15 protein-coding genes are annotated in these 14,829 nt (G+C 38.7%); 3 read left to right on the forward strand and 12 right to left on the reverse strand.

The annotated features are described in order from the left end of the window. Positions 1 to 303: 303 nt before the first annotated feature. Positions 304 to 1,473 (forward strand): FAD-dependent oxidoreductase, encoded by a 1,170-nt coding sequence (locus N3F66_12675; GenBank protein ID MCX8124999.1) that lies wholly within the window; start codon positions 304 to 306, stop codon positions 1,471 to 1,473. A gap of 29 nt (positions 1,474 to 1,502) precedes the next feature. Here the strand turns inward: N3F66_12675 and N3F66_12680 are convergent, their stop codons facing one another. After that, positions 1,503 to 2,660, reverse strand: a complete 1,158-nt coding sequence (locus tag N3F66_12680; protein MCX8125000.1) for a pyridoxal phosphate-dependent aminotransferase — start codon at positions 2,658 to 2,660, stop codon at positions 1,503 to 1,505. Between the two features lie 265 nt (positions 2,661 to 2,925). Here N3F66_12680 and N3F66_12685 point away from each other — a divergent pair, with 265 nt between their 5' ends. Further along, entirely contained in the window at positions 2,926 to 3,411 is a 486-nt protein-coding gene (locus tag N3F66_12685; protein ID MCX8125001.1) for an NAD(P)H-dependent oxidoreductase, read from the forward strand. A 2-nt stretch (positions 3,412 to 3,413) separates the two neighbouring features. Beyond that, positions 3,414 to 4,115: a 2-C-methyl-D-erythritol 4-phosphate cytidylyltransferase gene (ispD, locus tag N3F66_12690; GenBank protein ID MCX8125002.1), complete on the forward strand. Its 702-nt coding sequence runs from the start codon at positions 3,414 to 3,416 to the stop codon at positions 4,113 to 4,115. Positions 4,116 to 4,168: 53 nt separating this feature from the next. Here ispD and N3F66_12695 read toward each other — a convergent pair whose 3' ends face one another. From N3F66_12695 to N3F66_12745, 11 genes are all read right to left on the reverse strand, one after another. Further along, complete coding sequence (locus N3F66_12695; protein ID MCX8125003.1) at positions 4,169 to 4,873, reverse strand: MgtC/SapB family protein; 705 nt, start codon at positions 4,871 to 4,873, stop codon at positions 4,169 to 4,171. Then, positions 4,857 to 6,248 carry an argininosuccinate lyase gene (argH, locus tag N3F66_12700; protein MCX8125004.1) on the reverse strand — a complete coding sequence of 464 codons (1,392 nt, stop codon included), beginning with the start codon at positions 6,246 to 6,248 and terminating at the stop codon, positions 4,857 to 4,859. The genes N3F66_12695 and argH overlap by 17 nt, the downstream gene beginning before the upstream one ends. Positions 6,249 to 6,423: 175 nt before the next feature. Beyond that, positions 6,424 to 7,407: a hypothetical protein gene (locus tag N3F66_12705; GenBank protein ID MCX8125005.1), complete on the reverse strand. Its 984-nt coding sequence runs from the start codon at positions 7,405 to 7,407 to the stop codon at positions 6,424 to 6,426. 22 nt (positions 7,408 to 7,429) lie between these two features. Then, a complete protein-coding gene (fliD, locus tag N3F66_12710) occupies positions 7,430 to 9,451 on the reverse strand; it encodes a flagellar filament capping protein FliD (GenBank protein ID MCX8125006.1) in 2,022 nt (673 codons plus the stop codon). 110 nt (positions 9,452 to 9,561) lie between these two features. After that, positions 9,562 to 9,888 carry a flagellar protein FlaG gene (locus N3F66_12715; protein MCX8125007.1) on the reverse strand — a complete coding sequence of 109 codons (327 nt, stop codon included), beginning with the start codon at positions 9,886 to 9,888 and terminating at the stop codon, positions 9,562 to 9,564. A 125-nt stretch (positions 9,889 to 10,013) separates the two neighbouring features. Then, positions 10,014 to 10,856, reverse strand: a complete 843-nt coding sequence (locus N3F66_12720) for a flagellin (GenBank protein MCX8125008.1) — start codon at positions 10,854 to 10,856, stop codon at positions 10,014 to 10,016. Then, the gene (locus N3F66_12725; GenBank protein ID MCX8125009.1) at positions 10,819 to 11,001 is read right to left on the reverse strand and encodes a hypothetical protein; all 183 of its coding nucleotides are present in this window, start codon (positions 10,999 to 11,001) and stop codon (positions 10,819 to 10,821) included. Before N3F66_12725 ends, N3F66_12720 begins: the two co-directional genes overlap by 38 nt. Positions 11,002 to 11,168: 167 nt before the next feature. Then, positions 11,169 to 12,017: a flagellin gene (locus tag N3F66_12730; protein ID MCX8125010.1), complete on the reverse strand. Its 849-nt coding sequence runs from the start codon at positions 12,015 to 12,017 to the stop codon at positions 11,169 to 11,171. Between the two features lies 1 nt (position 12,018). Next, the gene (locus N3F66_12735) at positions 12,019 to 12,144 is read right to left on the reverse strand and encodes a hypothetical protein (GenBank protein ID MCX8125011.1); all 126 of its coding nucleotides are present in this window, start codon (positions 12,142 to 12,144) and stop codon (positions 12,019 to 12,021) included. A gap of 238 nt (positions 12,145 to 12,382) precedes the next feature. Beyond that, positions 12,383 to 13,594 (reverse strand): anaerobic sulfatase maturase, encoded by a 1,212-nt coding sequence (locus N3F66_12740; GenBank protein ID MCX8125012.1) that lies wholly within the window; start codon positions 13,592 to 13,594, stop codon positions 12,383 to 12,385. 13 nt (positions 13,595 to 13,607) lie between these two features. Then, positions 13,608 to 14,829 (reverse strand): sulfatase-like hydrolase/transferase (locus N3F66_12745; GenBank protein ID MCX8125013.1); only part of this gene is annotated, 1,222 nt, incomplete at its 5' end.

The following is a 14,829-nucleotide window of genomic DNA, read 5'->3' on the forward strand; positions in this document are numbered from 1 at the left end:
GAGTGCGCTGAGGTCACAGAGTAAGCTGGGGTTCAGAGCATATATTACAAGATCCTGAAACAAGTTCAGGATGACCCGCAGTCATTAACTGTAAAATCACCCTTAGGGGTCAGAGCCAAAACTTCAAAATCTCCGTGTTCTCCGCGCGCTCTGCGTGAGATAAAAATACATCACGCAGGGTGCGCTGAGGTCACAGAGTAAGCTGGGGTCAGAGCATATAATTTTACAACAATTACAATATTATAATTGACAGAACAGCATTTTCATTACATACCCATATATATTGTTCCAATGGAGGAAAAAATGCATTACTGTATTATTGGCAATGGCGTTGCAGGTACTGAAGCAGCGTTAGCCATTCGCTCTCAAGACAGCTCATCTGCAGTAACCATTATTACGCAGTCAGTTCATCACATGTACTATCGCCCACGCCTCATTGAATATTTAGCTGGTGACATTAAACCAGAAAATCTGTATATCTATAAGCCTGCAATGTATGATGAAAAACACATCGAAGTGCTATTTAACACACAGGTTATTGATATAGATACCAAATCAAAACTTATACTATTACACAACGGTTCAAAGATTAAATACGATACATTATGCATTGCTACAGGTGCAACGCCTAACATACCTAACATTTCTGGCATTACACTTAAAGGTGTTTTCAGTATCCGCACACTTGAAGATGCAGACGCAATCATTCATCATATTGAAAATACACACCATAAACAAGTAGCAGTAGTTGGTGGTGGTCTTTTAGGACTTGAAACAGCTTACAGCTTATGTAAACGTGGATGCCATGTTACTGTCATTGAGTTTTTTGACCGTTTGCTACCCCGCCAGCTTGATAATGAGGGTGCCTCAATTCTAAAAAATCTTCTGGAACAAAAGGGCCTGCAGTTTGTATTGTCAGATTCGGTTACAGAAATTGTGGGCGATAGCTCCGTACAAAAAGTAATCTGTAAATCAGGAACACAAATTAACGCAGACACTGTGATTTTTTCAATGGGTATTAAACCACAAATAGAACTTGCAAAAAATGCTGGGCTTGCAGTAAACCGTGGAATACTTATCAATAACTATCTCCAGACATCAGAACCAACAATTTTTGCCGCTGGTGATCCTACTGAGTACAATGGCATTTGTTATGGTATATGGCCTGCTGCACGTGAACAGGGTAAGCTGGCAGGAATGAATATGGCTGGAGTAATGCAGGAATACAAAGGCACATTGCTTTCAGTATTGCTAAAAATAACTGGTATTGACCTTTACTCAGCAGGCGATTTTAATAAGGAAGGCACAAGATCCATTGTTCATAAAGCTGATAGTGTATATGTAAAATTTTTATACTCTGATACAGAGCCTCTTGCCGCAATTGTCATTGGCGACATGAATATTATAAAGCTTGCTCGTAACGTCATGGAACGCAAAGCTGAAATAAGTGAACTTATCACAAAATTTGCATAATTTTTATAGACAGTTTCAACACTAATTGCTTATCTCCCCTTTAAATAACTTTCTATCCTGTTCAAACCCTCTTCAATATTTTCAAGTGACGTTGCATAAGAAAATCTAAGAAATCCCTCACCAGCACTGCCAAAATCAATGCCCGGAGTTACACCAACTTTAACTTTTTCAACAATATTAAATGCTTCTTTATATGAATCGCTGCAGAACGCACGGGCATCAGCAAATACATAGAATGCACCTGTTGGTTCCACATGGATTGTAAAACCCATTTGAGTAAGACGCTGTATCATGTATTTTCGCCGGGCATCATAGGTCTGCCGCATCTTTTCAACGTCTGGCTTTGCATATTTCAATGCTGCAATACCTGCCCATTGAATAAAGTTATTTGCTGATATCATAAAATTTTGATGAATGCGTTGCATTACCTTTGTGAATTCTTTTGGAAATATACAGTAGCCCAAGCGCCACCCTGTCATTGCATACAACTTGGAAAATCCATTAATAACAAATGCCCTATCAGTAAACTCCAGAATTGAATGAGCCCTGTCTTTATATACCAGACCATGATAAATTTCATCCGAAATGATAAATTGTGCATCAAATTGCGCCATTGTCTGGAGAGCATCTTTACTCATCACAATGCCGGTGGGATTACATGGCGAGTTTATCATAATAGCTTTTGTTCTGGGAGTTATTTTTTTCTTTATGTCTTCCGGCCTATACTGAAAACCTTCTTCTGGATATGTTACTATTTCATTCACTCTCCCACCTGCCGCAATGATAAAATTCTGGTAACATGGATATCGTGGATTTGACACAATAACATCTTCACCAGGATTTAGTATAGCAAGCATGGCAAAAAGCAGTGCCGGAGATGTCCCTGTTGTCACCAGTATTTGATCGGGGGATAGTGAAACATTGTACTCGGTATAATAGTACTGGCAAATAGCTTCCCGCAATTCCAGCAATCCCAATGCATGAGTATATTTTATCTTTTGTTTTTTTAGTGCTTCTATGGCAGCTTCTTCAATAACCTGTGGCGTTATAAAATCGGGCTCGCCAACTTCAAGATGGATTACGCGTTGGCCCTTACGTTCTAACTCTTCGGCTTTTGCCATGACATCCATGACAATAAATGAAGTAAACTCATTTGCACGTTGTGATAGCATTGTGAGATAGCTCATAGAAGTATACTCTCATCATTGAATTGATTTATATGCAATTATCACCCAAAGCATACTGTACGTTCCATACATTGTCTCTAAGCACATTGATATTTTCTAAATACAAGAAGACCATCACTTTAATTTCATGACAAGTCTAATTTACAGTAACTATCGCAAAAAAATTATGGCAACTATTGACAAAATTGCACTTTCATTTTATTTTAATGATTGATTCAATTAACAGTAGCTATCCTACATTTTATGTATTGAGAAGAGGTATGCCATGGTTCAGATATTGATTTTATACTACTCACGCTCGGGGAATACCCAAGAACTTGCCAAAGCTATTGCTGAAGGTGTTAAGCAAGTTGAGGGCGCGCAATGTATTCTGCGCTCAACAGCAGAAGTAACCAAAGATGATTTTTTGAACTCACATGGCATAATTGCCGGTTCACCTGTGTATTTTGGAACAATGGCAGCTGAATTAAAACGCCTGTTTGATGATTATGTTATTATACGCAGAAAAATGGAAAATAAAGTAGGCGCTGCATTTGCTACTTCCAGTGACCCTTCAGGTGGCAAGGAAACAACTCTCCTTTCAATAATACAGGCTATGCTTATTTATGGGATGGTTATTGTTGGTGACCCTATGGAGGCTACTGGTCATTATGGTGTATCCTGCATTGGCTCTCCTGATGAGAAGACAAAGAAAAATGCAGCATTGTTAGGAAAACGTGTTGCCGAATTAGCAAAGAAACTCTGGGATTAATTGTGAAACATTGTGCCATCATAGTAGCAGGTGGTGTGGGACAGAGAATGGGATCTTCTGTCCCAAAACAATTCTTGCAGCTTGGCACCAAACCTATCATTGCGTGGTCTGTTGAAACTTTTATTACTTCAAAATTAATAGATATCATTATAATAGCAATTCATCCTGACTACAAACAAAAGCTTCAAGAAATTGTAAACATCTATTTTCCCAACAACAAAATAATCATAGCAAATGGGGGCGCAACCCGTCAAGAATCGTGTTACAATGCATTGAATGCCTATGACTTTTCAGCTAATGACATTGTGTTAATTCACGATGCAGCCCGCCCTTTTATAACTTCAACTATGATCAAACAGTGTATTGAAGGAGCAAAGCAAAACAGTGCATGCGGAATATATGTTCCCGTAAAAGAGACAATTGCACACATTGCTGATTCAACCGTTGCACAAGTTTTGCCCCGGCAAACACTGTATGCAGCACAAACACCACAATGTTTCCGCTATTCAATAATTTCTGATGCACATAAAAAGGCACGTGATAATAACATTCGTGATGCAACTGACGATGTATCATTGGTGGTAATGGCAGGATATACAGTTAAAGCAATAATAGGCGACTTTTACTCAAATATAAAAATAACCACAAACCAAGATATGGAATTAGCTAAGGTTTTAGTAATCCAAAAACATCACAATAAATAGTCCATAAAGCTTTTACCCTGAGTTTGACGCAAGTAGGTATTAAATTAATATATTTAATCTATCTTTATTTTTTTGATATGTCCCAACTGCTTAAGTTCTTCAAACAGTAAGCGTATACTAAAATCTTCATCCATACGGCAATGAACAACCAGATCCGAAGTGTGATTTTCCACATCTTCAGTAATTGATACCTGCCTGATGTCTATTTCACCGGTATGTGTCTTTATTGCTGTCAAAATCTGTTTTGCTGCAATAGCATCCGAATAATATGTAATCTGCAATATTCTTACTTTTTTCTGTTCAACCAGCCACAATTCAATTTTTTCAAACACCTGTAATATTACCACCAAAAACACGGTAGCTATCGCACCTAAAAAATAAAACCCTGCACCAAATACCATACCTATGCCTGAAGTTGTCCAGATTGTTGCAGCAGTGGTAAGGCCTTTTATGTTAAACCCATATTTAAAAATTGCACCTGCACCAAGAAAGCCAATACCGCTGATAACCTGTGCCGAAAGCCGTGCAGGATCTCCTGAATGAGGTGAATATACATACGGAATGAAATATGACAAAATCATTATTATACATGCACCCAAAGACAATACCATGTGTGTGCGAAGGCCTGCAGGTTGATAATGACGCTCGCGCTCAAATCCAATACAAAACCCTGCTATTATCGCACATAAAATTCTAACAAACACAGTAATAGGATGTAATACATCAAGACCGGTAATAGTATCAATGACAGTATTCATTTAGTTTTTCTTTTAATAGCTTAATCTGATTTTCAATATTTTCAATTGAAGTGCTTCCATACGATTTTTTTCTTTCAGTTGATTTTTGTGGATCAAGATATTCATAAATATCACGATCAAATTTGTCTGAAAATGTTTTTAATTCATCAAGTGTTAAAGCAAAAAAGTCTTTTTTATTTTGTTCACAATGTTTCACAATTGTACCAACAATCTCATGTGCCTGCCTGAAAGGGATTCCCCGCATTACAAGATAATCAGCTACATCGGTAGCGGTGGAATAATTCTTGTATACTGCTTTTTTTGTTATCTCACCGTTGACTGTCATGTGTTTAATCATTTCATCCATTCCTTTTATAACAAGCTTTACTGTATCTACTGAATCAAACAGTGGCTCTTTGTCTTCCTGTAAATCACGGTTATAGGTCATTGGCAATCCTTTTAATATAGTGAAGAGGGCAAAAAGATTTCCATACAACCTGCCAGTCTTCCCGCGTATAAGTTCAGCAACATCAGGGTTGCGCTTCTGAGGCATAATAGACGAACCTGTAGTTACTGAATCAGACAGTCTTATAAAGTTAAACTCAGCAGTTGACCACATAATTAAATCTTCAGCAAGCCGTGAAGAGTGCATTCCTATCATTGCTGCAAAATACAGAAAATCTGCAATGAAGTCCCTGTCGCTCACCGCATCCATTGAATTATGTGCGATAGCTCCAAATTGTAGCTCTTTTGCTAGATAGTGTCTATCAGTGTCATAGTTAACACCTGCCAGTGCTCCGCTTCCTAAAGGTAGAACATCAGCAGCATCAAACGCATTGTGCAGACGCTTCAAGTCGCGCAGATATGCCCATGCATACACTAATAGATGATGGCTAAAACGCACTGGCTGGGCAATTTGCATATGCGTATATCCAGGCATAATTATTTGCATATTCTCTTCGGCTTTGTTTAAGAGCGACTTCACAAGTGTAACACAATATTGCTGTATTTCTTTTATCTCCTTTTTTAGATATAATCGCACATCTGTTACAACCTGATCATTACGTGAACGTGCCGTGTGTAAGCGCTTTCCTGCATCCCCAACAAGCTGAGTTAATCGTGATTCAATATTCATATGAATATCTTCAAGCTTTTCGTCAAAAGGGAACAAGCCTTCCTCAATTTCTTTTTCAATAATCTTTAAACCTTTAATAATATCATCACAGTCATTTTGTGAAAGTATTCCCTGTTTACACAACATCCTGGCATGAGCAATTGAGCCTTCAATATCTTGTTTATACAATCGCATATCAAAATGCAATGACGCAGATATTTGCTCAGTTACTTTAGAGGTTGTTTCTGAAAACCTACCACCCCACAGTTTTTTATTGTTCAAGTTGAATCTCCCTTAAAATAGCATAGTAGTAAATCTTTGCTAATTACAAGATTCTTTGGTTTACTCAACACGATTGAAACAAATGCTACTTTAATCAGTTTGGATAACTGCATACCATTTGTAGAACAAGATTGTAAAACAATAATCATTTTTTCTGTCAAGTATAATGGGGAATCTACGATTTTATCTGCTGCAGAATTATATTAAGATAATTGTCTAATTCTCCAATTAATGGTTTCAACTCATATTCAAGTATGTCTGAAAGGCTGACAATATCATTGTTTTCCATGATTTCAACTATCTCAGATAACATATCCTGCAATCGTATATTGTGTTCCTCAAGCGATTGATTATTATGCATAACTTCCGCTAGATTGATACCAAATACTGGTGATATCTGATAACAGGTTCGCATATATAGATAGAGAAAATCAATAAGCGTGTGTATGATCTCCAGTGCTTCATTATCTTTACCCTTTTGATACAGGCTGGCTATCGCTTCCAGATTATCCACCTGTTTTGGTACCATTGTTTTTATATCAAGCAAAGTCTTAAAAAGAACATCCGGGGAATCAACACTCTGTACAATGAGGTGTTTTAGCGCATCACTGCAAAGAAGGACTCTGAATAACGTTGTGACATCATGAAACAATTCATTAATTTTATTAATTTCAACGCTTGATTTGTCATTTGCAATTGTCTGTTGAAGTAATTGTATTGATTCAATATATTGTTGTACAGTCATATCTTTAAAACGAACATCTTCTCTTTCTAAGCCTAACATGTGTAATACTGACTGCAATACAGAAACAATCCATTCAATGCCATGGTGCAATTGAGTAAATTCACTATCAGTTAATTGGGAAAGGCTTTTGCCTTTTAAATACTGCTGTGCCCTATTGCAATATGCTATTCCTTCTTTGATTGAATCAATGACAACATCACCAACAGACTGCACATAGCAATTGATATTTTTAATTTCGTGTATTGGCGTTTCAGGTGCAGTGTCAGGTTGATACAGTACTCCATCAACGATTGCTCCAGAAAATATGAGCTTTCGTTCGGATGCCCAATTATACACCGAACTCATCACATCCTTTACAGTGCACTCTTGTTCTATTGCAAAATCAACAGGGTGGTCATTAATTAAAAGTTGCATTGCATACCTCTTATACCAACATTTATTTTTCAGTTTGCTTTTGTAAATTTTTCATCTGCATATCAAGCCAGCTGCCCTGAGATTTAGAGCCTGATATTGCTTTTTCCATTGAAGCAAATTTTTGCCTCAATTTTTGCTCATACGCCTTGAGATGCTCCTGTTTCCGTTCTATCCGCTCATCAGTTGCTTTAATTGAAGCATCCTCAAGGTCCATTTTTGCCACAATAATATTTTTACCCGCACTGACATAGGGATCAAGAACGGTTTCCATTTTAAAAGCAAGTCCATTGTCAATGCGGTTATCGCCGTCATTGTCCGAACCAAAAAATTCCTGTACGCCTTCAGGATTTTCCGACAATACCTCAACAAGTTTTGCTTCATCAATGATAAGCTTGCCTTCCCTGATTGTTTCCCACTTTGCATTAATTTCGCCTGTTGATACGCCAATCTGGTACAGCATTTTAATAGGATTTTGAGCATTTGAAGGATATGCAGAGCTAATTGCAGTTTTTAATGAATTTTGAAGCCGCATAAGAGTCATATCACCTATAAAAATACCATTTTTATTTTTATCTTTTTGATAGTCACCAACCTTGTCACTTTTTACTGCCTTTGTCAGTTCATTATTAAATGCAAGGTAGTCATTATAAGCTTCAACAAACTTCTTTATCTTTTCAACTGCCGTTTCAGTGTTTTGACGGATTGTAATTGTTACTGGTTTGGTAGAAGTACCAAGCAAATTAAGAGTAACGCCCTTTAATACATCGTCAATACCAGTATTTTTTGGCCTTACTATCTCCACCCCATCCAGCTTGAATTTTGCATCACTTGCCTGAGCTATGACATTTTTAGGATCAAGTATCCCTTCCCCCTTCAACTCAGTAATCAGCGCAGCATCCTGAAAAGTAGCTTTGCCATCATTACAATAAAATAAAATTTTTGTTATTTTTTTATCTGCAAAGTCTTGGCCTACTGGCAATTCCTGCTTACCCTGCCGTGCAGGGTCAAGTTTGTATATCTTTTCTATCCGTTTTCCATCCTCTACTGAAACTACCCCAACACCTATAACATCTTCGACCTCTTTTTTTGGCTTCTTTTCAAGTGGCCGTTCTCGGGAAACATTATACCCCTTTAATTCAATACCTTTGATTACTGTGGTTTCATCCGGTCCTATTTCTATTTTATAAGGTATAACTTCTTCCTCTGATTTTTCCTTTGAATACGATACACTAACTTCAAGGATTGATTGCTTTACAGCTTTATACTCAACCGGCAAAATATATTCACGCCATAATTTAGCATCAATAGTTAATGACTTACCATCTTTATCAACTGTCAGGGTGCCATCTTCATCTTCTACCGGTTTTTCACCAGTATATCCAGTAAAATATTTAGTATCAAATATTATGCGTTGTGATTCTCTTCCCGCACCCTTTTCTCCTTTTACCAGTCCAATCTTTTTTAAATATTCTTCATCACCCCGTATTTTCAACTCACCTTTTTTACCCGGTACTTTGGATTCAATTGTTAAAATACTTTTATCGTCGATAGTTTTTATTGTCGTTGCCGAAACTACACTTGACGCAACTTCATTAATCCTATCACTTAACGATTTAATATTGCCTCCACGAAATTTAATTGTATATGAATTTCCATCAACTTCGATGCTAAAAGTCCCCGAAGGCAACATCTCATCTTCTTTAATCTGGTCACTGGATATTTTGTGAGAGGAAGCCAAATTCAATACTTCTAATGTATGCGTACCATTTTCTGCATACCGTGATGCCTGTGCCTGCAACACACCAGGATCGGAAATCTGTACACCTTTTTCTTTAAATGGTGACCTGAATCCATATAGATCTTTTATTGCATTGTTTAAGGTATTGAGTTTGGTTTGCAGCTGGCGCAAAGCTTCTTTACGGAGAGAGTATCTATCTTTTTCCTCCTGCCATTGGACAATGGGGCGTGCTTCCACCTCTACCAGTTTTTGAATTATCTGGTCGGTATCCATCCCTGATGCAACGCCGCCTAAAGTGACTGGCATACATGTATCCCTTCATGTAAGATAATAGTAAAGATAGCAATGTATCCATACTATTTCAATACATTATCGGCAAAATTTAGCAATCACTCAAGCGACATATTACCATAAAATTATCGTGACTCATCAATAAACATGCCTATCATTTCCCTGATCTGAGCAGCCAGCCTGATTACCTCTTTTGGTGGTATTTCCCGAATAACCTCGTTGTTATTGGCATCCAGTACACGCATCACTATTCTGTCGGTTTTTTCATCTACCGAAAAGGCTATACGGTTGTTTGCTGTTTTTGCTGCTGCATTCAGCATTTCTACTGCATCATATAAATTTTCCCTAGAAAATCGCGGCTCTTCGTATTTCCTCTCTTCTACTTTTGCTTCAGGCTGTTTCACCTTAAAAGCAGTGAGCGGCATGTTCCCTGAAACTTTGCTAATATCCATACAAGTCACCTCCTTGTATACTGTAAAAAACTTCCCTGTAAAAAATTAAAAAAATTGTTGCCCCCTCCTCGTAAACTCTGAAGAGAGGGCAAATTCCGGCCGGCACTGCGGTAGCCGGATTTCCCTCATCCCAATAAATGCAATACCAACTGTGGCTTGAAATTAGCCTGAGCCAGCATCGCAACACCACTCTGGACGAGGATCTGGTCCTTTGTAAACTCAACCATTTCAGCAGCCATATCCGCATCCCGTATACGGGAATCAGCAGCTAACATATTCTCATAGGACATCGCCAGAGCATGGATGGTATTTTCCATTCTGTTGTAGTAGCCACCAAGGTCTGCCCTTTGTCGATTCAGCTTATCTAATGCTGCATCGATATACCCTATCATGGCATTTGCCTGTCCAACAGTGGAAATTGACCGTTTCCGGTTACCATCGTACAGGTTTAAAGCCTTGGCACTCATTGTAGCAATGAAGGCTCTAATCCTTTGTCCCTGGTTTGGTCCAATATGAAAGAATATGCTTCCCACTCGCGAATTGCGCGCATATACACCGGTGAGCATCTTCATGCGGTTGAATTCAGCTGATGTTGAAATCCTGTCGATTTCATCAATAAGCTGCGAAACCTCAACCTGAATCTGCGCACGGTCGGCATTGGAATAAATCCCATTTGCAGCCTGTACCGATAGCATCCGGATTCTTTGCAGAATATCATTGATCTGCTGGAGTGACCCTTCAGCAACCTGAATAAACGAAAGCCCGTTTTCGGCATTTCGTTCAGCCTGGAACAAACCATTAATCTGCGTCCTCATTTTTTCGGACACAGCAAGCCCTGAAGCATCATCACCAGCCCTGTTAATCTGCTGGCCGGATGCCAATCGCTCAATGGACTTATCCATTCGCGATGAGACGATCTTAAGCTGCCTGTTAGCGAATATAGCGCTTAAGTTGTGATTGATTCTCATAAACTCTCCCTCCCTTGAACGTTAGCAGGATATCCCAGTATTTCTTTTGAGATATCTCTGGTTTTTCGGTATGTTCATCATGAACATACCGGACCCTTTTTGGGTCAGGGGTGTACTCCCCAATGTTGCCCGGACTGCCCATCATCCAGACCTCATCAGCTGCCATAATTCCGGCAGCCGGTGACGCCCTCCCTTCATCACCGGCCGCCAGATCAAGCAGCCGAATAAAAAGGACAGCCCCGGGATAATCGTCCAGGGAGAGTGAGAATCATCACATGAGTTTTCAAAGAACCGTTTAACGTGTCCCCTGCGTTATACAAGTAAACGCAACACCGATTGGGGTTGTAAATTAGCCTGTGCTAACATCGCAGTGCCCGACTGCACAAGGACTGTGTTCTTGGTAAATTCCACCATTTCTTCAGCCATATCAGTATCACGAATACGAGATTCTGATGCCTGAACGTTTTCATAGGCGGTCATAAGCCCTTTTGCAGTATGCTCAAGCCTATTGTAATAGGCACCCAAGTCAGCACGCTGCTTGGAAAGCTTCTGCAAAGCAGCATCCATTACACCTATAGTTGCATTTGCACCACCTGGTGATGTCAGTGTGATAGCAATCTTACCCGTAGCATCTTTCATCTTGAAAGCCTGGGCTGTCATGGTTCCAATGAAAACCCTCACGCGCTGATTGGCATTAGGACCCATATGGAACCACATGCTAGACTTTGGATTGATCTTGGAGAATTCACCAGTCAATATCTTGAACCGGTTGAATTCTGCCTGTGATGCTATACGGTCCACTTCATCAACCAGAGCAGATACTTCAACCTGTATAAGCTGACGATCTGCATTGGTGTAGATACCGTTTGCAGCCTGAACCGCCAGAACCCTGATTCTCTGGATTATCTGGGCAGTCTGCGCCAAGTACCCTTCTGCAGTCTGTACAAACGACATACCGTCTTCGGTATTTCGTTCTGCCTGACGCAAACCCTGTATCTGGGTACGCATCTTTTCCGACACTGCCAATCCAGAAGCATCATCGCCTGCTCTGTTTATTCTTTCACCAGACGACAGCTTCTCCATACTTTTGTTCACACTCCACTGTGTGAACTTAAGCGTTCTGTTAGCATTTACAGCGCTCATGTTGTGGTTGATAATCATTTTACACTCCTTTGCACATTAGTTTTGGCTTCCCTGCCATTGTATACACCACACCGGGCAGAAAGTGCAGCGTATATGTTTTGGCAGCATAATAGCTGCCTTGTTCCAGGCTTGTATCTGGGCTCATACAAGACCAGAACTACCAAAAGGCCAAGCCTGGAGTGCATATATCAAACCACATACCCCAATAGGTGTTTTCAAAGAGCAAAGTCAGGAGACACTACTCCCTGCTCGACTTTTCGTCACCGTAGGCTGAAAAAATAAATGTTGAAAAAATAGTTTTATTGGCTTTTATAGTCGTTTATTTTTATTTATAATAATATATGCTATCAATCATACTCATTTTTGATATTTTTCAAAAATTTTCATATTGCTAAATGCCCCCTTCCACAGCACTTTTTGAATTTTATTCCCGAACCACAAGGGCATATGTCATTTCTCTGTGTTTTGAAAAATGAACCATTCGATACTGACATCTGCAAATTATATATTCGTTGCGTTAACTCCTTCTTATGTATAGTATAATGTGCAAAAAGCTTTTTCCATGCGTTGCATAAAATACTAGGATGCATAGTATTATTATTGGTTAATCTATAACGCGTACAATCTCCCCTACAAAAATCATATATGGAACAATCTTCACACTCCTGAAATGTAATGGATTTCATTTTACTGAATGAATCCCGTACAGGATCATTCCATATATCATATAGGCGATAGCTCATAATATTGCCCAAATGCCATTGCGGATATACAAAGAAATCGCATGGATAACAGTCTCCATTATGCTCCACAACGATATATGAATTGCATTTATCCAGCCAGCAACACGATGTTTTTATTCCATTAATTGAATACATGAGAAGATCCTGAAATAGACGTATCTGAACAAATGGGAAACCATCTTGATACCATTCATCAAAAAGATCACAGTAGAAATTACCAAGATCATCTCCATTAATGCTATACGGTAATGCGCCATTTTCACCATATTCAACACACGGTATAAACTGAAGATAGCTAAAATTATTTTGGCGAAAGAATGAATACAGCTCTTTTGCTTTCTGTACATTTGCATCGGTTACCAGTGTAAGAATATTATACTGTACGGCATGTTCATTCATGAGAGCTATCGCCTTCATAACTTTTTCAAAAGTGCCGTTGTCTGCATAATCCCTGCGATAGACATTATGGATTGCCTCTGGCCCATCCAAACTAATGCCAACCAAAAAATTGTTACGGGATAAAAATTGACACCACTCATCATTGAGAAGAATACCATTTGTTTGGATTGAATTTTCTATCACCTGATAGTTTTTTTTTAATCGATTTTGTACAGAAACTATCTCCTTAAAAAAATCAAGTCCGGCCAATGTTGGTTCACCACCCTGCCAGCAAAATGAAATATATGAGGCACCACTATTTATGGCCCCTTCAAGTAATTGCCTAGCAACATCAATTGGCATAACCTGCATAGTACCTGGATACAGTGTGTGCACTCGCTTATAAAAACAATAGGTGCATGATAAATTGCAATGGTATGATACGGGTTTTACTAAAAAAGATAGAATGTTCATACAAAATCTTTTCCTACTTCCAGCCTCGTATGTTTGCATAGAATTCCTTTTCAAAAGCAACTAGCTTCTCCCGCATTTTTTGTGCAATATCTGGATGACATTTGATAACATTGTAACTTTCACTTTTATCATACTGCATGTCATAGAGAATTGGCCATGATGCAAGTGTAGGTACTTTTTGATCTGAATCAGGTGGGGTATAATCATGACCACCAGCAGCAGAACCAAAAAATGTATCGGGTTTATCCAGTGGCACAGGCCATCCTCGTGTATTACTATACCGTATATATTTCCACTTTCCTGAACGTATGGCTTCAATTTCCCTATAATGAAAAAAATATAATGCATCATGAGGTGATTGTGTTGCTTTGCCTGTTAAAAGCGGCATCAAATTATTTCCATCTATAATCCGATCCTTTGGTAATGTTAACCCTACTATGTTACATATTGTAGGAAAAAAATCAATATTCATTGCTGGTAGTTCACACACTGCCCTCTCTTTGATTACACCAGGCCACCGGGCTATCATTGGTACCCTGAAACCACCTTCATAACTTTCACCTTTTTTGCCTCGTAATCCACCTGTACTTCCATCAAACCACGGCCCGTTATCACTGGTAAATATTACCAGCGTGTTTTTATCAATATTATTCTTTTTAAGACATTGCAGTATCTGTCCCACACTCCAATCAACTTCTGCAATAGTATCACCATGAGGGCCAGCTTTTGTTGTTCCTTCAAACTTTTTTGAAGGGAAGCATGGCTGATGTGGGTCTTTGTGTGCTAAATAAAGAAAGAAAGGTTTATTCTTATTTTCATTTATAAATTGCAAAGCTTCTTGTGTAAATAGCCCTGTATACTTTTGTTGTTCAAGGCCAATATCTTTTATTATCATTTTTTTATCTTTAAAAAATGAAACTGGCCAGTCATCATTACTTGCATTAAATCCCACAAATTTGTCAAAGCCATAATTATGTGGATGATAGTAGTCATCTACAACAAAATCACCTAAATGCCATTTTCCAATGGCACAGGTGGCATAGTTATGCAATTTTAATGCTTCAGCGATAGTTATTTCAGAATGAGGCAATCCATTGACAAAATTCTTTGCACCATGTAAATCCACCACACCCAAGGCACCAAATATATAACCTAACTCCTTTACAATTTTGCGCATAAAGGTGTCTTTCCCTGGTTGTAATGGGAATGTGATACCACAGCGAAGTGGGTAACGG

The sequence above is a fragment of the Spirochaetota bacterium genome, from assembly GCA_026414805.1.
Lineage (GTDB): Bacteria > Spirochaetota > UBA4802 > UBA4802 > UB4802 > UBA4802.